This is a genomic window from Rhizobium sp. WYCCWR10014, from assembly GCF_001657485.1.
Classification (GTDB): Bacteria; Pseudomonadota; Alphaproteobacteria; order Rhizobiales; family Rhizobiaceae; genus Rhizobium.
The window spans coordinates 251,838-273,791 of record NZ_LXFU01000025.1 but is presented as its reverse complement, the minus strand read 5'-3'; the positions used below and the strand labels follow the sequence as shown (position 1 = coordinate 273,791).

The following is a 21,954-nucleotide window of genomic DNA, read 5'->3' as shown; positions in this document are numbered from 1 at the left end:
GAGGAAGGCTTATGCATAAAGGATCCTGCCTCTGTGGCGCGGTAACTTTTGAGATCGAAGGCGATCTGCGAGCGCCGGATGCGTGCCATTGCTCCAAATGCCGAAAACACTCCGGCCACTTTTTCGCTTCAACCGACGTGCCAAGGCGTCAGATCACCATTCAGGGAGGTGAAAGTGTCACCTGGTACCAATCCTCAGAAAAAGTGAGGCGTGGATTTTGCGGAGTATGTGGATCATCGCTATTTTGGGATCCACCCCACCACGACTGGATTGCTGTCGCGATGGGTGCATTTGATGGACCGACCGAAACCAAACTGAAAATGCATATCTTTGTCGCTGACAAAGGCGACTACTACGACATCACCGACGACCTGCCCCAGAATGAGCAATGGGCAACTGTTGCTCACCCGCGAGCGGCCTTCAATTTCTAGTCTGAGGCTGCGGCCCCTTGCTCGCGGTCGTGTTGCCTTTCGGCAGGGACCGGCGCTTCTCCAAAACGCGTGACAGCAAGTTCCGTTTTCTCTTGCGCTTGATCAGATCGATATCGCTGACGAGCTTTGCGCCGCCTTCGCGCCGCTCGAGCGTGATCTTGCGGCTATGGAAGACTTCCAGCTCAGCGCGATGCGCGACGCTTAGGATGGTGACTTCAGGCAATTCATCGATCACCATCTGCATCATCTTATCCTGGCTCTTCTCATCGAGTGCTGCCGTTGCTTCATCCAGCACGATGATATCGGGTTGGTGCAGCAGCAGACGCGCAAAGGCGAGCCGCTGCTTTTCGCCACCCGACAAGGTCTGGTCCCAGGGCGCCTCTTCCTCGATCTTGTCGTTCAGATAGTCCAGTCCCACCTTGTCGAGCGCCGCCTTGATCTCATCCAACGGCCAACTATCGGCGGCCCCGGGATAGGCGACCGCACGGCGAAGCGTGCCCGAAGGGATATAGGGCCGTTGCGGCAACATGAACAATCGCCTGTCGGCATGGAAATTGACGCTGCCGCCGCCCCACGGCCAGAGACCTGCGATGGCCCTTACCAGCGTGCTCTTGCCCGACCCGGATTCGCCTGACACAAGCACCCGCTCGCCGGGTTCGATCTCGACCCGGGTTTCCGTGACCACTGCGGTGCCATCGTCAAGCGACACGGAGAGATCGTTGAGGCTAAGCATCGCCTCGCCTTCGGTTTCGCCATGCTTGATGCGCCCGAGCGAGTCGCTCTGTTCGGCGCGCTCCAACCCGTCGAGCGACATCATCAGCGAGGCGACGCGCCGTGCACAGGCATTCCAATCGGCAAGACGGGGATAGTTGTCGACCAGCCAGCCGAACGCGCCCTGAACGATGGCAAAAGCAGAGGCGGCCTGCATGACCTGTCCAAGGGTCATGCTGCCTTCGAGAAATTTTGGTGCGCAAAGCAGGACCGGCACGACAGGCGCAATCAGCATCGATCCATGCGACACAAGCGTCGTGCGCATATGCTGGCGGGCAAGGAGCGCCCATTGCTTCAGCACATTGGCGAAGGTCTTCTCGAGGTCGTTACGCTCCTCCTCTTCGCCACCGAGAAGCGCGATGCTCTCGCCGTTTTCCCTGACATGCGTCAGCGTGTAGCGAAACTCGGCTTCAGCCTGATTTTTGGCCTCGGAGACGTGGACGAAATAGCGGCCGATGACCGCCATCGAAGTAGAGGTGATCGCGGCGTAGAGGACCGCAGTGACGACGAGAAAGCCGGGAATGGTAACGGTGAAACCTGCAATCGGCAGAGTGAGGGCCCCGCCGATCGTCCAGAGCACCACGATGAAGGTCGAGGCCGCCAGAAATGCGGAAATGACGCCGGCGATGAAATCGACGGGTGCTTCGGTGGCAATCCGCAAATCCTCGGAAATGCGCGCTTCGGGATTCTTGTGGTCGCCGCCGATAAGATTCAACTGATAGTAACGGCCGTTTGCGAGCCAGCGCGCGATGACTGCTGTTGTCAGCCAGGAACGCCAGCGACGTTGGATCATCATGCGAACGGCGACTTGTATGGTGACAATGGCGACAGTTCCGAGCACGAGCGGCACGAATACGGCGCTCAGGAAATAGACGGTGCCGGCATCGTGTCGCTCTATGGCGTCGAAGATCCCGCGGTTCCACAGATTGATTCCGTACTGGAAGCCGACATTCATGCAGATCATCGCCAATAGCCCGATCGAGAAGGGCCACGCGAATTTGTCGCCACCGCGGCCCCAGTAACGGCGCGCGCTGATCCAGAAACGCTTAAGCAGATACCGCCTGCGCGCCTGCTCGGCCTCCTCAGGCGTCAACTCCGGATCGGGTTCGATGGCATCTGGCGGCAGCATGACCTCGACAGTCGATGCCGTCTCCTGGGGCGAGTTCCCGGCACCGTGCGGTTCGGTGCCGTCGACCGATTTCGGTTTGAGTTTAGCGTCGGTCATAAGCGCGATAACGGCTTACACATCGAAATGTTTCATGAGGCCGGTAGCGAACGTGGCGTCGGAGGGCTTGTCGAGAAAATGAGGGAAGACCGTGGCCGCACTGTCGCTATTGCGCCGTGTCTGAGCTCTTGACGTAGCTGTCGTTCGCCGCGTTCTGGATCATTGCGATGGCGACCGGCGGCAGGATGAAGCTCCACCCAGCTAGCATCTTGAATCTGATTTGCCGCCCCTTGGAAATCCCTTCGATTCAAGAGAAGATCATCCGGCCTAGTGTCTGGGGAAATCCTGATGGAAAACCACGAGCCGTTTTTGCGCGAGGCGATTGCGCTCTCGAAATCCGCGGTGGAAAACGGCGACGAACCGTTTGGCTCGGTGCTGGTGAGGGACGGCAAAATCATCCTGCGCGCCGAAAACAGCGTCTTCACCGGCCACGATATGACGAACCACGCCGAGATGAACCTGGTCAAACTGGCGGCACAACACTACGACACGGCTTTTCTCGCCGGCTGCACGCTCTACACCAGCACGGAGCCGTGCGCGATGTGCTCCGGGGCGATTTACTGGTCGGGCATCGGGCGCATGGTGTTTGCGTGCTCCGAAACGCGGCTTGGCGAGATCGCCGGGATCGGGTTGAACGTGCCGAGCCGGGCGGTGTTGCAAACCGGCGCACGCATCGTCACTGTGGTTGGCCCGGACCCGAACCTCGAAGACGAAGCCGCCGCAGTCCATCAGGAATTCTGGCCGAAGCATCTGGGCAAGGTATAGTCTCTTTCGTCCGAAATGCCGCTGACGAGCACGGCGGTGCCTGGAGTTGCCCTCGCCGGCTCAGGCGGTTTCGGTGGCGATCTGCGGCAGGGATTGCAGCAGGGTCTGGCGGGCGGAGTGCAGATGCGCGCGGCAGGCGGTTTCGATCGCCGCCTGGTCGCCGGATTCCAAGGCTGCGATATAATCCAGATGTTCGTGGATGGCGCGCTCGTTGCGCTGGCGGGCGGCGGCCTTGTTCCACTGGTAGTGATAGTGGAAGACGATGGCGATGGCGTCGTAGAAATCGGCGATGAAGCGGTTCTTCGAGGCGCGGTGGATCAGCAAGTGGAAGCGCTCGTCGAGGACGGAGAAATCCTTGAAGCGCTGGTTGATGTCGGCAAGCATGGCGTGATGTTCGTCGCGAATGGCGGCAAGATCCGCCCAGCTCTGATTATCCCTGGAAAGCCGGCCGAATTCGGCGGCGGAATGCAGCTCGAACATCTCGCGCACATCGGCAAGTTCGAGGGCAAATTCGCGGGTGAAGCCTTTGAGCGTCCAGTGGCTGTTCGGGCGTTTCTCGATGAGGCCGAAGCGGGAGAAACGTATCAGGAATTCGCGCACGCTGGTGGTGCCGGTGCCGATCTCGCGGGCAAGCTCCAATTCATTGATCTGCATGCCAGGTGCTGCATCATCGGCAAGGATGCGCTGCATGAAGCTGCGCTCGATGATGTCATGCAGGGAGTCGGTTTCTTCGGAGGGAAAGAGGTCGTGGTCAGTCGGTTGGCGCAGCACGATCTTCTGACGCTTGTTCCAGCGGATGATGCCTTCTTCGCTCAACCGCGTCAGGATGGCGCGCGCCGTCGAGCGGCTGACGCCGAGTTGGGCGGCGATCTCCGGTTCCGAGGGCAGCGCCGTATCCGTGCGCAGGGCTACGGCATACCTATTGTAGGCTTCCTTGAAGACCGTATTCTGCCTTGCCACCAGACCCCGCTTTCCGCCCTCGTGACCGTGCCCCGCTTCAAAGCAGGACGGAGCGGACCGGGGCTTGTTCAAACGACCTTTAGCTTATTTCCGGTCGCCTGCGGCTCATTGCCTCCCTCGTCCACAGGATCAATATTCCCGTTGACTTGAAAATGTTTATTGTAGATAAAAAACAAAATCAATGCGCTTTCGCCGATGTAGCGAGCCTTTCGATAGAACAGGATGATTTTAGGTGGGATGGCCTAAAAATCTGAATCCTGTTTTAAATTAAAGAGTTAGAGCCTGATGTCGTCCGAAAACCGCTGACACTTTTCGGCATCATGCTTTAGGGAGATAGAGACTTGGACAAACTGCCTTGGATCATCCTTTCGGCCGGCGACAATGTCGCGGTCGCAACGGCGGCAATCGCGCCGGGTTCGACGGTTGCCGGCATTCAGACCCGTGAGAAGATCGACCCCGGCCACAAGGTGGCGATAGCGGATATTCCGCTTGGGTCGCCCGTGGTGAAATACGGACAGGCGATCGGCCGCACCACGGCCGAGGTCAAGGCCGGCGATCATGTGCACAGCCACAACCTGCATTTCGAAAACGACCGGCTGGCGGCGACCGCCAATTCGGCACCGGAAACAGCGTCGGCCGACGACGTGGGGCGCACCTTCATGGGGTATCGCCGCGCCGACGGACGGGCCGCGACCCGCAACTATATCGGCATCATCGCCAGCGTGAACTGTTCCACCACGGTCTGCCGGGCAATCGCCGACGAGGCAAACCGGACGATCCTGCCGCATTATGAAGGCATCGACGGTTTCGTGCCGATCGTGCACGACCAGGGCTGCGGCATGAGCTCGACCGGCGACGGCATGAACGTGCTGCACCGGACGCTCGCCGGCTATACAAGGCATGTAAATTTCGGCGGCGTGCTGATGATCGGCCTCGGCTGCGAGGTCAACCAGCTGACGCTGTACGGCCAGAGCGGTGCGGGTGCCTCGAAGCGGCATTTCAACATCCAGGATGCCGGCGGTTCGCGCCGCGCGGTCGAGCGCGCCATGGGCATGCTGCGCGAGATCGCCGCCGATGTCGGCAAGGAAAAGCGCGTACCGATGTCGATCGGTGAGATCATCATCGGCCTGCAATGCGGCGGCTCGGACGGCTTTTCCGGCATCACCGCCAATCCGGCGCTGGGTGTCGCGGCCGACCTGCTGGCGGCCGCCGGCGGCACGGCGATCCTGTCGGAAACCTCGGAAATCTATGGTGCGGAACATCTGCTGCGCAGCCGCGCCGTCAGCGACGAGGTGGCAAAGAAGCTCGACGACAAGATCGCCTGGTGGGAAGAGTACGTCGCTCTCCACGGCGCCTCGCTCGACAACAACCCCTCGCCCGGCAACAAGCGCGGCGGGCTGACGACCATTCTCGAAAAGTCGCTCGGCGCCGTCGCCAAGGGCGGGCGCTCGCCGCTGACGGCGGTCTATGGTTATGCCGAGCGGGTCACGGCCCCCGGCCTCGTCTTCATGGACACGCCCGGCTACGACCCGGTCTCGGCAACCGGCCAGGTGGCGGGCGGGGCGAACATGATCGCCTTTACCACAGGTCGCGGCAGCTGCTTTGGCTGTCGGCCGGCGCCGTCGCTGAAGCTTTCCAGCAATTCGGCGCTCTATGCCTCGATGGAAGAGGACATGGACATCGATTGCGGCACGATCGCCACCGGCGATGCGACGATCAGCGGCAAGGGCCGCGAGATCTTCGACCTCATCGTCGATACGGCCTCGGGCAAGAAGACCAAGAGCGAGCTCTTCGGCTACGGCGACAATGAATTCGTGCCCTGGCATCTCGGTGCGACGCTGTAATCTTTGATTTTACGCAATCCCGGACGGAAAACCGCTTCACACTTTTCCTGGGATTGCTCCAGATAGTTCAGCTTCTTCGTGAGGAGGAATGATGAAGACGAGACGGATCGGCAAGACCAAGCTGGAAGTGACCGAAATCAGTTTCGGCGCAGCCGCTCTCGGCGGTCTCTACCGCGCATGCCCGCGCGAGCAGGCGATCGATACGCTGCAGGCGGCCTGGGATAGCGGCATTCGCTATTTCGACGTGGCGCCCTGGTATGGGCTCGGCCTTGCCGAGCGGCGGGTCGGCGATTTCCTGCGCGACCAGCCGGACGGCTCTTACGTGCTGTCCACCAAGGTCGGCCGGCTGCTTCGGCCGGTGCCGACCGGCACCGTGCCTGATTACAGCTATGTCGACCCGCTCTCCTTCGATGCCGATTACGACTATTCCTATGACGGCATCATGCGCTCGGTCGAGTTCAGCTATGCGCGTCTCGGCCTCAACCGCATCGATATTCTCTATGTGCACGATCTCGGCGTCTACACACATGGCGCGGCGAAGAATGCGGTCCACCAGAAGCAGTTTCTCGATTCCGGCGTGAAGGCGCTGGAGGAACTCAAGTCGTCTGGCGCGATCTCCGCCTTCGGCCTCGGCGTCAACGAAGTGCCCGTCTGCCTCGACGTCATGCGCCATTCCGATCTCGACTGCATCCTGCTCGCCGGCCGCTACACGCTGCTCGACCGCTCGGCCGTCGCCGAACTGCTGCCGCTCTGCCGGCAGAAGGGCACCTCGCTCGTCGTCGGCGGCGTCTTCAATTCCGGCATCCTCGCCACCGGCCCGGTGCCGGGTTCGCATTTCGACTATATGCCGGCTGATGACGACGTGCTTGCCAAGGTCGGCGCCATGGAGGCGATCGCCAAAAGCCACGGCGTGCCGCTGGCAGCGCCCGCCCTGCAGTTTCCGCTGCGCGAGGCGATCGTCGCATCGGTGCTGATCGGCACGGCCAAGCCTTCGAGCCTGACGCGCAACATGGAGATCGTCGAGCCGCGGCTTGCCGACGACATCTATGCCGAATTCGAACCCTATACGCTGGTCGCGCCGCCGCTCGGCGCCGAAGCCGTCCGAGTCTGAGGAGAGACTATGCTCAAGGGTATTCATCCGCTGCTTGGCCCCGACCTGCTCCATGCATTGAAGACCATGGGACATGGCGACGATATCGTCATATCGGACGCCAATTTTCCCTCGGGCTCGATGGGTCCGCCGGTCATCCGCGCCGACGGCGTCGGCGCCACGGACATGGCCAAGGCCATCCTGACCCATATGCCGCTCGACACCTTCGTGCCGGAAGCGGCGTGGCGGATGGAGGTGGTCGGCGATCCCGATGCGATGCCGGAGGTCTGCACCGAATTCCAGCAGATCGTTTCCAAACATGCCGGCGATTTCCGCATCGTGCCGGTGGAGCGTTTTGCGTTTTATGCGATGGCCCGCAAGGCCACCTACATCGTCGCGACGACGGAATTTCGGCTGTACGGCAACCTGATTTTGAAAAAAGGCGTCGTCCATCCTGATGAGGTCGACATGGCCTGATCCCTATTTTAGGGTATCGTGGTATTGGAATAAAATCAGTTGCTTGGCGGGAGTTTACCAAAGAAAAAAAGCCGGTTTTGCGCACTTGCAATTTGATTGCGCCTCGGCTAGCTTCACCTGGCAAATGTTTTTTATCGATAAAAATCGTCCGCCTGCGTTCAGCGGCCGATTTATTTGGAGGAGAACGCACCCTGAGAGGAGAACCCTTATGAGTATCGTGAAATCCCTTCTGTCCCGCCGCGCCTTTACCGCGCTTGCGGGTGCCGCAGTCATCGCCACGGCGATGCCGGCACCGTCGTTTGCCGCCGACGTGACGATCCCGATCATCGTCAAGGACACGACGTCCTTCTACTGGCAGATCGTTCTGGCCGGTGCCCGCAAGGCCGGCAAGGATCTCGGCGTCAACGTGCCGGAACTCGGCGCACAGGCCGAGTCCGACGTCAACGGCCAGATCAGCATTCTGGAGAACGCCGTTGCCGGCAAGCCGGCCGCCGTCGTCATTTCGCCGACCGAATTCAAGGCGCTCGGCAAGCCGATCGATGAAGCGGCCAAGTCGGTTCCGATCATCGGCATCGACTCAGGCGCCGACTCCAAGGCGTTCAAGTCGTTCCTGACGACCGACAACGTTCAGGGCGGCCGCATCGCCGCTGACGGCCTGGCCGCCGCCATCAAGGAGATGACCGGCAAGGAAGAAGGCGATATCGTCATCCTTACCAATCTTCCCGGCGTCGGCTCGCTGGAGCAGCGCCGCGAAGGCTTCCTGGATCAGGTGAAGACCAAGTATCCGGGTCTTAAGGTCATTGCCGACAAGTACGGCGATGGCCAGGCGACGACCGGCCTCAACATGATGACCGACCTGATCACGGCCAACCCGAACCTCGTCGGCGTCTTCGCCTCGAACCTCATCCTGGCGCAGGGCGTTGGCCAGGCGATCGCCGAAAACAAGCTTGGCGACAAGATCAAGGTCATCGGCTTCGACAGCGACGACAAGACGGTGGGCTTCCTCAAGGACGGCGCGATCGCCGGCCTCGTCGTTCAGGACCCCTATCGCATGGGCTATGACGGCATCAAGACCGCTCTTGCCGTCTCCAAGGGCGAGAAGGTCGAAGAGAATGTCGACACCGGTGCCAATCTCGTCACCAAGGCGAACATGGCCGATCCGAAGATCGACGCGCTGCTGAACCCGAAGATCAAGTAACAAAAACAGACAGGCCGCGCCGGCTTCAAAAACCGGCGCGGCCTTTTCCATCCGTGGTATGTTTTGTGCGGGATGGAGAGCAGAGGCGACACAAGGAGGAGAGGTCCATGATCGGACTGGAAGAGGTCAGTCATCGCCATGATGACAGCGCGACGCTGAAAGAAGCCAATCGAATTCCCGCCGGATCGCCTATCCTCGAACTCAAGGGCCTGCAGAAGAATTACGGTCATGTGCAGGCGCTGAAGCCAGCGACGCTGACCTTTCTTGCCGGTGAAATCCACGCCATCGTCGGAGAGAACGGCGCCGGCAAATCCACCCTCATCAAATTGCTGACAGGCGTCATCACCCGCACCGCCGGCGAGGTGTTGTGGTGCGGCCAGCCGGTGGCGCTGGCGACGCCGAACGAGACGATTGCCCGCGGCATCAACGCCGTGCACCAGGAAGTCGTGCTATGCCGGCACCTGACGGTCGCCGCCAATCTCTTTCTCGGCGACGAGGTCAACCGCTTCGGCCTGATGCGCAAGAAGCAGATGGAGAAGATGGCGCAGGCCGTGCTCGACGATCTCGGCTTCGGCCTGCCGGCCGGTGCGCTCTTAAGCTCGCTGACGATCGGCCAGCAGCAGCTGGTGGCGACGGCGCGCGCGGCGATGCGCGGCACGCAGTTCCTGATCTTCGATGAACCCACCGCCTATCTGACGCGCCAGGAATCGGCACAGCTCTTCAAGCTGATCCGCCGGCTGCAGGGCGAAGGCGTCACCATCGTCTATATCAGCCATCGCATGGAGGAAGTGTTCGAGCTTGCCGACCGTGTCTCGGTGCTGCGCGACGGCACGCATGTCGGGACGCGCCTGATCGGCGAGACCAACGATGCCGAGCTGATCGCGCTGATGATCAACCGCTCGATCGAGCAGATCTACCACAAGGAAGAGATTGCGATCGGCGAGACGATCGTCGAGGTCAAGGGCCTCTCCGGCCCTGGTTTCGAAGACGTGTCGCTCAGCGTCAAGGCAGGACAGATCGTCGGCCTCTACGGGCTGATCGGCGCCGGCCGCAGCGAATTCGCGCTCGGCCTCTACGGACGCCAGCCGATCAGCGCCGGCGAAATCCACTGGAGGGGCAAACGTGTCGATATTCGCAACGAACGCACCGCCATGGAACTCGGCATTGCGCTCGCGCCCGAAAGCCGGCGCGACCAGGGGCTCTGCCTCAACCTGCCGATCGGCCTCAACATCAACCTGCCGGTGTTCGGGCGCCTCAGCCACGGCCCCGTCATCAATCACGCACGCGAATCGGCCAATGCCGACAAGCAGATCCGCGATCTCAGCATCAAGACGCCGAGCCGGCGCGTTCCGGCCTCCAGCATGTCGGGCGGCAACCAGCAGAAGATCGTCATCGGCAAATGGCTGAGCCACGGCGCCCAGCTGTTCATCTTCGACGAACCCACCGTCGGCGTCGACGTCGGCACCAAGGCGGAAATCTACCGGCTGTTCGCCAAGCTTCTGAAGGACGGCGCGGGCATCATCCTGATCTCCTCCTACCTGCCCGAGGTCTATGAACTGGCCGACCGGCTGCACGTCTTCCGCGCCGGCAGGCTCGTCGCGAGCCATGATTTCCACGCGGCGACGCATGAACAAGTGCTCAGCGAAGCGATCGGCGTCTGAGCCAAAAGAATAAGAGGGAGAAAATTCATGACTGCCACCCCCACAGAAATCGTCGCACCGCCGCCGCGCCGGAAAATGAACATCCTGTTCGGCCTGACGCTGATCGGCCTGCTGATCTTCCTCTGGATCGTGCTCGCCGTTGTCACCCCGAGCTTCTGGACGCCGCTCAACATCTCGAACCTGCTGCGTCAGGGCGCGATGACGGCGATCCTCGCACTCGGCCAAACCTTCGTTATCATCACCGCCGGCATCGACCTTTCGGTCGGCGCCATCGTCGGCTTCTGCACGGTGATCATCGCCTGGCTGCTGCAGGCGGGCGTACCGGTCTGGGGTGCGATCGCGCTGACGCTGCTCATGGGTGTGGCGATCGGCGCCTTCCATGGCTTCGGCATCGTGCATATGGGCCTGCCGCCATTCATCATCACGCTGGCAACCCTGACATCGCTGCGCGGCATCGGCCTCTTGATCACCAACGGTTCGACGATCAACATCACCAATGAGGGCTTCAGCAATTTCGCCCGCGCCGATCTGCTCAGTATTCCGAGCTTGTTCTGGATGGTCATCCTGGTGGCGGTCCCCTCCTTCATCTTCCTGCATCTGAGCCGCTGGGGCCGCTATCTCTTCGCGGTCGGTTCGAATGCCGAGGCGGCGCGCCTTTCCGGCGTCAACGTCAAGGGCATGATCTACCTTGCCTATATCCTCTCGGCCTCCTTCGCCGCCTTCGTCGGCGTGCTGCTCGCCTCGCGCATCGCGATCGGCAATGCGACACAGGCCGACGGCTGGGAACTGCAGGCGATCGCCTCCTCCGTTATCGGCGGCACCAGCCTTTTCGGCGCGGTCGGCTCTGTGCACGGCCCGCTGATCGGCGCGTTCATCCTCGCCACCATCAACAACGGCGCAAACCTTCTGAACGTCAACTCCTTCTGGCAGCGTATCATCACCGGTCTGCTGATCATCGTGATCGTGTTCTTCGACCAGCTGCGCCGCCGCAAGAGCAATTGAGAGGCGAGCAGGAGATCGCCGCTCGGGGAGATCGCCGCCTGCCCCTCATCCGCCTGCCGGCACCAACCGGGGTCGAGCCACAGGTCTCGACCCGTCCTTCGGACCCCCGCTCGCGGGGAGAAGGGCAAATGCCGCAAACCTGTCCGTCCCCATTGACGTCGTGCAGGGCACGTCCCCTCGCCCCGTTTACGGGGAGAGGGCTAGGGTGAGGGGCAGCTACCTGCACGAACGAACAGCAGTGGCACGACACAGAGTAAAGAACGAAGAATGTGAGACCCGTCATGAAAGCAGTTCTTTGCCGGGAGCCCGGCGTGCTCGATATCGTCGAGCGTCCTTCGCCAGCGGCTCCCGCCGCCGGCTGGGTGCGGCTTGCCGTCAGCCATGTCGGCATCTGCGGCACCGACTACCACATCTTCGAGGGCAAACATCCCTTCCTCGAATATCCCCGGGTGATGGGGCATGAGATCTCGGCAACGGTGCTGGAAGCGGGCGACGGCGTCACTATCGCCGTCGGCACGCCTGTCATCGTCAATCCCTATCTCTCCTGTGGGCAATGTATTGCCTGCCGTCAGGGCAAGCCGAATTGCTGCACCAATATCAAGGTGCTCGGCGTCCATACCGACGGCGCCTTCTGCGAGGAGATTTCGGTTCCGGCCGAGAACCTCTATGCCGCCGAAGGTGTAAGCCTCGAAGCGGCGGCGACCACCGAGTTCCTGGCGATCGGCGCCCATGCGGTGCGCCGCTCGATGACCGGCGCCGGAGCGCGGGCGCTCGTCATCGGCGCCGGGCCGATCGGCCTCGGGGCGGCGATCTTCTCGCGCATCGCAGGCCATGAGGTGACGCTGCTCGATACCAGCACCGAGCGGCTGCAGATGGCATCCGAGCGCTTCGGCTTCACCTCCGGCATCGTTGCCAACGAGCAAACGGCTAACGCCGTTCGTGACAAAACCAATGGCGACGGTTTCGACGTGGTCTTCGACGCGACGGGGTACGGCCCTTCAATGGAAAAGGCCTTCTCCTTCGTCGCCCATGGCGGCGCGCTGGTGCTGGTCAGCGTCGTCAAGGACGATATCCGCTTCTCCGATCCCGAATTCCACAAGCGCGAGATGATGGTGATCGGCAGCCGTAACGCCACCCGCGTCGATTTCGAGCATGTGGCGGATTCGATCGCCAAAGGGCTGGTGCCGGTGGACAAGCTCATCACCCACCGCACGACGCTCGCCGATGCGCCACGCGATCTCGCCCGCTGGGCGCATGAGAAGAATGGGCTGATCAAGGCGGTGATCCGCATCGGTGCTTAGCGCAATCCCAAGGTACGAAGTCGCATAGCGATTGCCTTGAACGCTTCCGGCAAATCTCGCCGGGAGCCGTTGGCCCTTGGTCTTTCCACAAGACCTTCTGATGGGTGCGCCCGGAAACAACGCGGTTCCGACTCAGACCGGCGCCGGCGATTTCGCGCAACATTTCTCAATCAAAAAGCACACAGACGAAAACGGAAATGTCCATAAGTGGGGGCCGCCGGATACTCGGCAGATGTTCATCAATTGAGTGATGGAAAGGGTCGGCCGATGAAAATGCGAATTGCTTCCTTGGCAATGGCTATTGCGCTGACAATGCCGCTTGCGGTGCCGGCTCGTGCGCAGGTGGTCATCCAGGAAGGTCAGGGATCGGAGTTCTATGCTGATCCTGACGATAACCAGACGGAAACGGACTTTCTGCAGCGATGGAATCGCCACCACGACCAGCGAAGCGGATGGCGCTCGGGTCGGGACAATTTCGGGCCAGACGATGCGGTTCGCCTCCTCGAACGGCGTGGTTATCGCGTCAGAGATGTGAAGGACGTGGGTGAACGATATCTGATCAATGCATGGCGTGACGGGGACGATCTCCTCGTGAGTGTCTCCCGCAGGGGTGAGATCATGGGCGTCGTGCACGACCGCGAGTGATGAGCCGCTTGGGCTTTGTTCAAGAGCCGGGTGTCTGGTTCGCGCCGATGGCTGCCCCAGCTTGCGAGAGCGAGCGGGAACGGAGACGTCGCGGCATGCCCTCTTCTCCCCTCGGGGAGAAGGTGCCGGCAGGCGGATGAGGGGGCCACACGGCACATCCTTCACGTAAAATCTACTCCGCCCCGCCGACGGCAGTCGCGCTGAACACGGTCGAGACTATACCGGCGCGGTCGAAGTTCGCATAGGCGTTGTTGAAAAGACCGGTTTCGCCGGCCCCCTCATCCGCCCTACGGGCACCTTCTCCCCGCTGGGGAGAAGAGGGAATCGAGATGTTGCGGCATATCCCTTCTCCCCGCAGTCGGGCTAACCCACCGCCTCAATCGCCCTGCGCATCTGCCTGACAACGGCGGCATCGGTCTTGTTGGTGCTTTTCGCCTCGAAGCCGAAGGCGACCGCGCGTGGATCGGCGCTTTCGACCGGCGAGCTGCAGGAACCGTGGACCTCGCGGGCGCCGGTCGCCCGCAGGATCTCGCCCACATTTGCCGGGCGGATGCCGCTGCCGGGCATGATGGCGATCCGGCCGGCCGCCTTTGCCGAAATGCGCTTCAGCGTGTCGAGGCCGTCGGCCGCTTTCAAGGCGCAGCCGGAGGTCAGGATGCGTTCGCAACCGAGTTCGACCGCCTGCTCCAACGCTTGATCGGCATCCGGCACCAGATCGAAGGCGCGATGCAGCGTCGAGCCGAGGCCGGCCGCATGCGCCTTCAAACGGTGGATCAGCGGCATGTCGAGCGTGCCGTCCGGCCGGTTGGCGCCGATGACGACACCGGCAAGGCCAGCGGCGCGCACGGCATCGATATCGATCATCATCGCTTCCTCGTCTGCCCCGTCGAAGATGAAGGGACCGGCATGAGGGCGGATCATCGCGTAGACCGGAATGGAAGCCCGAGCGGCGATCCGCATCAGACTCGGCAGCGGCGTCAGGCCGCCGAGTTCCAGCGCCGAGCAGAGCTCGATGCGCCCGGCACCGCCTTCGATTGCCGCCGCAAGGCCCTGAGCGCTATCGACACAGACTTCCAGCAAAACCGTCATATTCCGAATCCTTCTTCTTCCGCCATCGGCCTTCGATTGTCTGCCTAAATGCGATATGGCCGCCAATCAGCCCGGATGGTGGCATTACCGTCAAGTAGCACAAACCGCCAACTCCAGGTTTCAGCTCCCTTGCTTCTGTCAGCAATAAGACCGGGGATGACAAGAATTGCTGCGCGCGACAGCGCGATATCGCGTGACATGCACAGTGCCGAGTTGTGGATAGGTCGCCAGCGAACGCGTCGCGTGAGATGAAGTGAAACTCATATAAATTTTTCTGTAGATTGTGTCGTTTAGCTGCGAGTGAAAACTTCCTTGCATGATCGACGAATTTATGCGCATATATACGCATAAATTTGTCGATCATTAGAAGAGCCAAGTGATGATTAATCGGCTGAAACATTTCCGGGTCATGAATGCCGAAACCCAGACTCAGGCCGCTAAGGCGGCGGGCGTGACGCAACCCACCTATCAGCGCTGGGAAACTGGCAAGGTCGAGATCCCGAGGGGCCACCTTGTCAAGTTGGCAAAGCACTTCAAGACCAGCGAACTGGAATTGCTTGGTCGGCACCCGCCGAAAGAGGCAGCGTTCTACAACGACGAGGCTCCGCTTGACCTACAATACTATGGTGAGTGTGCGGTTCATTTCGGCGGTGGCGGCGAGCCACTGGTGCTTTCGATTTCGGAAGCGGCATACGCGCAAGCCTATCGCGAGTTGCAGAGCAGCAAGCGCTTCATCGTTGTCAAAGACTTGGGTAACCGTACCGTGGCGATCCGACACAAGGCAATTTCCGAGTTTTATTTTTCGAGTGAAGCTTACGACACTTACGGGCCCGATCATGGTGACTACAAACTGGCAACGCCAATCCAGATGCCTGACACTCGCGACTGGGCCATAGTCGAGGCCATTCGAGATGAAGAGGAGGACGGGGACAATTACACGTCGGATTTCGCTAAGGAAGACGTTGAGCGTGTCCAGCGCCAAATCATGATTACTGACGAGCAATTCGATGAGCTGGTCGCCAAGGGGGCCATCAAGCCCGAGGACCTCGCGATTGAGAAGGCCGCGCGAGCAGTTGAAACCGAGGAGATTATGGCCCTAGCTAACACAGTGACCGTCCAGTTCTCGACCGGGAAGCGCCGAGAAATCGACTATGTCAATTGCAACCTTTTCGAATGCATCGAACCTCTTATTGATGTCCATTATCCCTACAGCGGCGATGATGACGATGAACCGCACATGATCCGGTTACCGTATGAGGGCTATCATCGCGCGGCGTTCTTCAACCCGGACGTGCTGGATTATATTTCGTTCCCGACCCACAAAATCGAAGAGGGTGAAATCGAGAGTTATGACGACGGGCTGATCGACGAGGATGAACCCGACAATGATGATGCGGTGGAGATCAAGCCGCTGAAGACCAAAAAGAAGAGGCCGAAGTGAGAACTGACGTATCCATTCTCGCAAAAAAGCGGCCGGTCTCATTCCGGAGAATCGGATAGGGCTGGCGTAAACATATTGCCCATTTTCGTCATACCGGTCCGCTTCAGCCCATTATGCGAAGGCGGCATTTTCCGCGACGGGTGCCAAGACAATTTTTGCAGCGGTCGTGATCAGCAGGTCGCAGGCATCGGCGGCGGCTTTTCGATGGTTGAAGGCGACGTGATAGTACATCGGCAGGTGCTCGTCGAGATCGACGATGCGCACCTTGTCGGCGATCGGCATGGCGCTGACGCGGCCGAGGAAGGAGACGTAACCGTGATTGGCGACGAGGTCGACGATCACGGGCAGCGAATCCGCCGCGGTAATATCCTGACCGCGCAGGCGCCGGTTGGGCGCGCGCTCGTAGCTGAAGGCCATGGCCGCATGGCCGAGGCCGGTGCGCGGGCTCGGCATGCAGATCGGATGGCCGGCAACGAGATCGGCGACGCTGGTCTCGGTGCTATCAGGCGGCGCGATCACCACCATGTCGGTCTGCAGCAATTCGCGATGGCGGAAGTTTTCCAGTCCGAAGACCGAATCCAGGATCGCAACATCGATGCGGCCGCTCTTCAGCGCCTCGCGCAGATCGTCGGCGGTCATCGAGACCAGCGAGATCGCATTGTTGTTGCGGCGTACATTCCATTCCGAGACCAGCGCGCCCAGGCAGCGGGCCACCCAGCTTTCCGATCCGGTCGGAATAATCGAGCCGATGCGCAGCGACCGGGCGGTACGCCGATAACGCTCGTCGGCCGATGATTTGAGATCGTTCCACGCCTGGCTGATCACCATGAAGATCTGGTAGGCCCGCCTGCCCTCTTCCGTCAGCACCGAGCCCTGCGCCTGCCGCTCGAACAGGCGATGGCCTAAAAATTTCTCAAGATTGGCAAGCTGAAGCGAAAGCTGCGGCTGACCGAGGCGAAGGCGGCGGGCGGCCCGGTTGATGCTGCCCTGGTCGGCAACTTCGAGAAAACGCTCCATCGTGACGATCTTGACGGGAATGCGGGATGCCCAGGCCTCGTCGATCTCGGCGCCGGCACGGTCGTGACCGGCCCATCGGCCGAGCTCGCCGATCGCAGCCATGATCGGCTCCAGGCCTTCCAGCACCCTGCCGCTCGCAATCAGCGTCGCGAGCTCGCCTGAGGCGCGTTCCGTCAGCTTCATCGCGAGTTCGGTCTCGAGATTATGGATTGCCGTCGAGACGGTGGAGGGCGACAGCTGGAAGCGCCGCGCCGTCTCGCGGACCGAACCGGAGGTCAGGACATGGCTTGCGATGAACAGGGCACCAAGATGCAATCGGCCACCTCCGGAAAGCGCTGGAAAAACCGGACGATATGATGTGTTCATGAAAAAAGATATCCCTGCCTCCGGAGAGGCGGGCTATCGTTCGATCATAGAAAAAATCCGGGCGGCGGGAATCCGCAACAGAGCACCGGAGCATCGTGGAAACACGCAAGGGGACAAAAACAAATCGCGCCGGCCCTGGAAAAGGGAATGCGTTTCCGCGCGCGGAGGTGCATTCGCCGCCATAATCGTGCCGCGACCGCAAATACTGGAGGGGGCTTGCATCGATTTTTCGGGCATGAACGCTATTTCCATGACGCACGCAATTCCGGCATGATGGCGGCTTGGTCGCCTTCGCCGGCGGATTTCCTATGCGCAGGCCTCCCGCCCGAGGCTTGGGCCACATTCAATAGTTTTGAAAAAGGGGACTTTCCATGCTGAAGAAACTCGCACTTGCCGTCTCGCTCTCCGCCTTCTTCGCGGTGGGTGCGGCCCATGCCGCCGACGTCGTCGTTTCGTCGAAGATCGACACCGAAGGCACGCTGCTCGGCAACGTCATTGCGCTCGCTCTCGAAGCGAACGGCATCAAGACGCAGGACCGCATCGCGCTTGGCGCAACACCCGTCGTGCGCAAGGCGATCACCGCCGGCGAAATCGACATCTATCCCGAATATACCGGCAATGCCGGCTTCTTCTTCAACAAGGCCGATGACGCCGCCTGGAAGAACATCGACCAGGGTTATGAGCTGGCGAAGAAGCTCGATTACGACGCCAACAAGATCGTCTGGCTGACGCCGTCGCCTGCCAACAACACCTGGGCGCTCGCCGTGCGCAGCGACGTCGCCGGCCCGAACAAGCTGAAGAGCCTTACGGACTTCGGCAAATGGGTTGCCGGCGGCGGTGCCGCCAAGCTTGCCGCCTCCGCCGAATTCGTCAATTCGGCCGGCGCGCTTCCCGCCTTCCAGACGACCTACGGCTTCCAGCTGAAGCCCGACCAGATGGTCGTTCTTTCCGGCGGCGACACGGCGGCTACGATCAAGGCGGCCGCCGACCAGACGAACGGCGTCAATACCGCCATGGTCTACGGCACCGACGGCGCCATCGAAGCGGCCGAACTCACCGTTCTCGAAGACGACAAGAATGTGCAGCAGGTCTATGCCCCGACGCCGATCATCCGCGAAGAGGTGCTGAAGGCCAATCCGAAGATCGAGGAAGTGCTCTCGCCGATCTTCAAGAGCCTGACCGCCGACGAATTGCGCAAGCTCAACGCCAAGATCCAGGTCGACGGCGAGCCGGCAAAATCCGTTGCCGAAGCCTATCTCAAGGAAAAGGGCTTCCTGAAGTAATCATCGCTCGCTCCGCCCGATTGCGGGCGGAGCCCCCTTTGCTGATAGGGTTGGGCTGATGTTGGCCAGACAGGGTTGATTTGATGGAAGAAACCTTAGCGGTCCGCAGGCTGGACCGGCTCGGCGTGGTTCTGGTGGCCGGCGGCATCGCGGCGACAGTACTGATGCCCTTCATCTATGTGAAGGCGAACCGCATCGCCGCCGGCAAGCCGATGCTGCTGATGCAGCTTCTTCCCCAGCCTTCCGTCGTCATCCTGACCGTGTTTCTCCTTCTCACCGCCTTCGCCACGCTGTTCCTCGCTAATGCGATAGCGCGGCTTGTCATCGCCACGCTCTGCCTTGCGGCGCTGATCGTTGCGATCGGCCTCGTCTCGACGGCGGCAACGCCCCCCGGCAGCACGGTGGCGCGCATGACGCCCGGCGGCGGCTTCTGGGCGCTGTTTGCGGTGATCGGGCTCGTCATATCCGATGCGCTTGTCAAAATCCGGCTGGCGCCCTGGATGCGGGTCGCAGCCCTTGCAGCCTATACGGCGCTGCTCTTCATCTCGCTCTCCTCCGGCCTGCTCGACAGCCTTTCGATCATGAAGGAATTCTCGACGCGGGCCCCGCAATTCGAGACCGAAGCGATCTCGCATCTGCTGCTGGCGTTCGGCTCGCTTGCCATCGCCATTGTTCTCGGCCTGCCGCTCGGCATCCTCTGCTTCTGGGTGCCGAAGCTGCGGGCCATCGTGCTGCAGGGGCTGAGCCTCATCCAGACGATCCCGAGTCTGGCACTCTTCGGCCTGTTGATGCTGCCGCTCGGCTACCTCGCCACCCACGTGCCGCTCGCCGCCGCGATCGGCATTCGCGGCATCGGCACGGCGCCGGCCTTGATTGCGCTGGTGCTCTATTCGCTGCTGCCGATCGTTGCCAACACCGTCGTCGGCCTGCAGGGCGTCGACCCCTCGGTGCGCGACGCGGCAGCCGGCATGGGGCTGACGCGCTTGCAGATCCTTGCTGGAATCGACATGCCGCTCGCCTTTCCCGTCATTCTCACCGGCATCCGCATCGTACTGGTGCAGGCGATCGGCATGGTGACGATCGCCGCGCTGATCGGCGGCGGCGGCTTCGGCATCTTCATCTTCCAGGGGCTCGGCCAGACGGCCATGGACCTCGTCCTGCTCGGCGCCGTGCCGACCGTCTTCTTCGCCTTCTCATCGGCCGTCATCCTCGATGCGGTCATCGACAGCATCCGGGGATCCGCCGCATGACCATGATCGAGATCAGCAACGTCACCAAGCGCTACGGCGCCGCCACCGTCGTCAACAATGTCTCGATGAGTGTCGAGAAGGGCGAGATCACCGTCATCGTCGGGACATCGGGCTCGGGCAAATCGACGCTGATGCGGATGATCAACCGGCTGGTGCCGATCACCGAAGGCGAAATCTTTGTCGGCGGGCAGAATGTGATGGACGTTCCGGTGACCGAGCTTCGCCGCAAGATCGGCTATGCGATCCAGGGCCACGGCCTGTTTCCGCACCGGACCGTGGCGCAGAATATCGCCACGGTGCCGCAGCTTCTCGATTGGGATACCGCCCGTATTGCCAAACGGGTCGAGGAACTGCTCGGGCTTTTCAATCTCGATCCGGCAACATTTGCCGACAAATACCCGCACCAGCTCTCCGGCGGCCAGCAGCAGCGCGTCGGTGTGGCCCGGGCGCTGGCGGCCGAACCGGAGCTGCTGTTGATGGACGAACCCTTCGGGGCGCTCGATCCCGTCATCCGCGGCAAGGCGCAGGACGATCTCTTGGCGATCCAGAAGCAGTTCGGCACGACAATTATTCTCGTCACCCACGACATGGACGAGGCCTTCCATCTCGGCAACCAGATCGCGGTGATGAGCGAGGGCAGATTGCTGCAATGCTCGACGCCGGAAAAGATCCTCACCGAACCCGCCGATCCCTTCGTGCAGCAATTGACCGGCACCTCCGACCGGGCGCTGAAGCTGATGTCGCTGCTGCCGCTGAAGGAAAGCATGGAGCCGGCCAAGAGCGGTCTCGCCTATGCCCTGCCGCAGTCGCTCAGCCTGCGTGATGCGCTCGCCGAAATGATCTGGCAGGGGGTCGACGAGGCAGCGGTGCAGGACGGCGAAAAGGCGCCTGTCGGATCGATCTCAATGACCCGGCTTCTCGAACTGGGCCGCAAGGCATGAAGCTCCTCGTCGCCAATCTCTTCCGCCTGGCGGCGCTGGCCCTGTTGCTCATCCTGCTGTTCAGGACGGAGTGGCTTTCCTTCCTGCTGGTTCCGCTGACCAGCAATAATGCGCCCGCCGTCTATACGCAAAACAGCCTTGCTTCGCTGGCTGCCGGGCATCTGCAACTGGTGATCGGCTCGATCGTCGGCAGCGCCGTGCTTGCCGTTGTCGGCGGCATCTTCGTGACGCGGGAAAGCGGGGCTGACTTCCTGCCGCTGTCGCGCGCCATCGCCAATGCGGGGCAGACCTTTCCGCCGGTCGCGGTGCTGGCGCTCGCCGTTCCCGCCACCGGCTTCGGCGCCATGCCGACGCTGATCGCGCTCTTTCTCTACGGCCTGCTGCCGATCTTCGAAAACACCGTCGCCGGGCTGAAGCAGGTTTCGCCGCAAGTGCTCGATGCCGCCGACGGCATGGGCATGAACGGCACGCAGCGGCTGTGGCGCGTCGAGCTGCCGCTTGCCCTGCCGCTGATCCTCGAAGGGCTGAAGGTTGCGACCGTGATCAATATCGGCACGGCGACGATCGGCTCGACGGTTGCGGCAAAGGGCCTCGGCGAGGTCATCATCGCCGGGCTGATCTCCGACAATACCGCCTTCATCCTGCAGGGCGGCCTGATCGTCGGCCTGATGGCGGTGCTGATCTATGACGCCATGGGTCTCGTCGAAGCGGCGATCACCCGAAGAATCGGCTTGCGCCCAGCGTAAGAGGACGAGTACCAAGACTGCCGTAATGGATGAAAATGGGAGGCAGAATTGGCGAAGATGATCCACTCCATGATCCGCGTTCTCGATGAGGCGCGCTCCGTCGAATTCTACGAGAGGGCCTTCGGCCTTTCGGTCGCCGACCGCGTCGATTTCGAAACCTTCACGCTGATCTATATGAGCAATGCCGAGACCGGCTTCGAGCTGGAACTGACCGTCAACAAGGGCCGGACCGCGCCCTATGACCTCGGCAATGCCTATGGCCATCTTGCCGTCTCGGTCGAGGAGGTGGCGGTCGAGCGGGAGCGGCTGTCGAAGCTCGGGCTCAAGCCCGGTGAACTGGTGGAGCTCAACCGCGACGGCAAGCTCTTCGGCCTGTTCTTCTTCATCAGCGATCCCGATGGCTACAAGATCGAGGTGCTGCAGCGCCACGGCCGGTTTCTCTGACGCCGAA

At 61.4% G+C, this 21,954-nt stretch carries 21 protein-coding genes; 17 read left to right on the top strand and 4 right to left on the bottom strand.

Annotated features, from left to right (window positions below):
* Positions 1 to 11: 11 nt before the first annotated feature.
* Positions 12 to 431 carry a GFA family protein gene (locus A6U98_RS06220; protein WP_064648635.1) on the top strand — a complete coding sequence of 140 codons (420 nt, stop codon included), beginning with the start codon at positions 12 to 14 and terminating at the stop codon, positions 429 to 431.
* Here A6U98_RS06220 and A6U98_RS06215 read toward each other — a convergent pair.
* A complete protein-coding gene (locus A6U98_RS06215) occupies positions 421 to 2,427 on the bottom strand; it encodes an ABC transporter ATP-binding protein/permease (RefSeq protein WP_064648633.1) in 2,007 nt (668 codons plus the stop codon). The genes A6U98_RS06220 and A6U98_RS06215 overlap by 11 nt on opposite strands.
* Positions 2,428 to 2,715: 288 nt before the next feature.
* Between A6U98_RS06215 and A6U98_RS06210 the strand changes: the two genes are divergently transcribed.
* Positions 2,716 to 3,192, top strand: coding sequence for a nucleoside deaminase (locus A6U98_RS06210; protein WP_064648632.1), 477 nt, complete (start codon positions 2,716 to 2,718; stop codon positions 3,190 to 3,192).
* Between the two features lie 60 nt (positions 3,193 to 3,252).
* On the opposite strand, the gene A6U98_RS06205 is transcribed toward A6U98_RS06210, so the two are convergent.
* The gene (locus A6U98_RS06205; RefSeq protein WP_064648630.1) at positions 3,253 to 4,152 is read right to left on the bottom strand and encodes a GntR family transcriptional regulator; all 900 of its coding nucleotides are present in this window, start codon (positions 4,150 to 4,152) and stop codon (positions 3,253 to 3,255) included.
* A gap of 341 nt (positions 4,153 to 4,493) precedes the next feature.
* On the opposite strand from A6U98_RS06205, the gene A6U98_RS06200 reads away from it, so the two are divergent.
* The 8 genes from A6U98_RS06200 to A6U98_RS06165 all read left to right on the top strand — a co-directional run bounded on the left by A6U98_RS06200 (position 4,494) and on the right by A6U98_RS06165 (position 13,370).
* Positions 4,494 to 5,996 (top strand): altronate dehydratase family protein, encoded by a 1,503-nt coding sequence (locus A6U98_RS06200; RefSeq protein WP_064648628.1) that lies wholly within the window; start codon positions 4,494 to 4,496, stop codon positions 5,994 to 5,996.
* A gap of 91 nt (positions 5,997 to 6,087) precedes the next feature.
* Entirely contained in the window at positions 6,088 to 7,107 is a 1,020-nt protein-coding gene (locus tag A6U98_RS06195; protein ID WP_064648626.1) for an aldo/keto reductase, read from the top strand.
* A gap of 9 nt (positions 7,108 to 7,116) precedes the next feature.
* Positions 7,117 to 7,563: an RbsD/FucU domain-containing protein gene (locus A6U98_RS06190; protein ID WP_064648624.1), complete on the top strand. Its 447-nt coding sequence runs from the start codon at positions 7,117 to 7,119 to the stop codon at positions 7,561 to 7,563.
* Positions 7,564 to 7,771: 208 nt separating this feature from the next.
* Entirely contained in the window at positions 7,772 to 8,761 is a 990-nt protein-coding gene (locus A6U98_RS06185; protein ID WP_064648622.1) for an ABC transporter substrate-binding protein, read from the top strand.
* Positions 8,762 to 8,868: 107 nt separating this feature from the next.
* Positions 8,869 to 10,422: a sugar ABC transporter ATP-binding protein gene (locus tag A6U98_RS06180; protein ID WP_064648620.1), complete on the top strand. Its 1,554-nt coding sequence runs from the start codon at positions 8,869 to 8,871 to the stop codon at positions 10,420 to 10,422.
* A gap of 27 nt (positions 10,423 to 10,449) precedes the next feature.
* Positions 10,450 to 11,424, top strand: a complete 975-nt coding sequence (locus tag A6U98_RS06175; RefSeq protein ID WP_018244613.1) for an ABC transporter permease — start codon at positions 10,450 to 10,452, stop codon at positions 11,422 to 11,424.
* Positions 11,425 to 11,705: 281 nt separating this feature from the next.
* On the top strand, positions 11,706 to 12,725 hold the full coding sequence (locus tag A6U98_RS06170) for a zinc-binding alcohol dehydrogenase family protein (RefSeq protein WP_064648618.1): 1,020 nt from the start codon (positions 11,706 to 11,708) through the stop codon (positions 12,723 to 12,725).
* A 267-nt stretch (positions 12,726 to 12,992) separates the two neighbouring features.
* Positions 12,993 to 13,370, top strand: coding sequence for a hypothetical protein (locus A6U98_RS06165; protein ID WP_064648616.1), 378 nt, complete (start codon positions 12,993 to 12,995; stop codon positions 13,368 to 13,370).
* Positions 13,371 to 13,733: 363 nt separating this feature from the next.
* Here the strand turns inward: A6U98_RS06165 and A6U98_RS06160 are convergent, their stop codons facing one another.
* Positions 13,734 to 14,459, bottom strand: a complete 726-nt coding sequence (locus A6U98_RS06160; protein ID WP_064648614.1) for a copper homeostasis protein CutC — start codon at positions 14,457 to 14,459, stop codon at positions 13,734 to 13,736.
* A gap of 379 nt (positions 14,460 to 14,838) precedes the next feature.
* Here A6U98_RS06160 and A6U98_RS06155 point away from each other — a divergent pair, with 379 nt between their 5' ends.
* On the top strand, positions 14,839 to 15,900 hold the full coding sequence (locus A6U98_RS06155) for a helix-turn-helix transcriptional regulator (RefSeq protein WP_064648612.1): 1,062 nt from the start codon (positions 14,839 to 14,841) through the stop codon (positions 15,898 to 15,900).
* Between the two features lie 111 nt (positions 15,901 to 16,011).
* Here A6U98_RS06155 and A6U98_RS06150 read toward each other — a convergent pair whose 3' ends face one another.
* Entirely contained in the window at positions 16,012 to 17,232 is a 1,221-nt protein-coding gene (locus tag A6U98_RS06150) for a LysR family transcriptional regulator (protein WP_064648610.1), read from the bottom strand.
* A gap of 49 nt (positions 17,233 to 17,281) precedes the next feature.
* Between A6U98_RS06150 and A6U98_RS36645 the strand changes: the two genes are divergently transcribed.
* The 6 genes from A6U98_RS36645 to A6U98_RS06125 all read left to right on the top strand — a co-directional run bounded on the left by A6U98_RS36645 (position 17,282) and on the right by A6U98_RS06125 (position 21,947).
* Positions 17,282 to 17,557 carry a hypothetical protein gene (locus A6U98_RS36645; protein ID WP_128400868.1) on the top strand — a complete coding sequence of 92 codons (276 nt, stop codon included), beginning with the start codon at positions 17,282 to 17,284 and terminating at the stop codon, positions 17,555 to 17,557.
* Positions 17,558 to 17,654: 97 nt separating this feature from the next.
* Positions 17,655 to 18,566 carry an ABC transporter substrate-binding protein gene (locus tag A6U98_RS06145; protein WP_064648608.1) on the top strand — a complete coding sequence of 304 codons (912 nt, stop codon included), beginning with the start codon at positions 17,655 to 17,657 and terminating at the stop codon, positions 18,564 to 18,566.
* An 83-nt stretch (positions 18,567 to 18,649) separates the two neighbouring features.
* Entirely contained in the window at positions 18,650 to 19,816 is a 1,167-nt protein-coding gene (locus tag A6U98_RS06140; protein WP_064648606.1) for an ABC transporter permease, read from the top strand.
* Positions 19,813 to 20,757: an ABC transporter ATP-binding protein gene (locus A6U98_RS06135; protein WP_064648604.1), complete on the top strand. Its 945-nt coding sequence runs from the start codon at positions 19,813 to 19,815 to the stop codon at positions 20,755 to 20,757. Before A6U98_RS06140 ends, A6U98_RS06135 begins: the two co-directional genes overlap by 4 nt.
* Positions 20,754 to 21,503, top strand: a complete 750-nt coding sequence (locus A6U98_RS06130; protein WP_064648602.1) for an ABC transporter permease — start codon at positions 20,754 to 20,756, stop codon at positions 21,501 to 21,503. Before A6U98_RS06135 ends, A6U98_RS06130 begins: the two co-directional genes overlap by 4 nt.
* Before the next feature lie 48 nt (positions 21,504 to 21,551).
* The gene (locus tag A6U98_RS06125; protein ID WP_011650298.1) at positions 21,552 to 21,947 is read left to right on the top strand and encodes a VOC family protein; all 396 of its coding nucleotides are present in this window, start codon (positions 21,552 to 21,554) and stop codon (positions 21,945 to 21,947) included.
* Positions 21,948 to 21,954 lie beyond the last annotated feature (7 nt).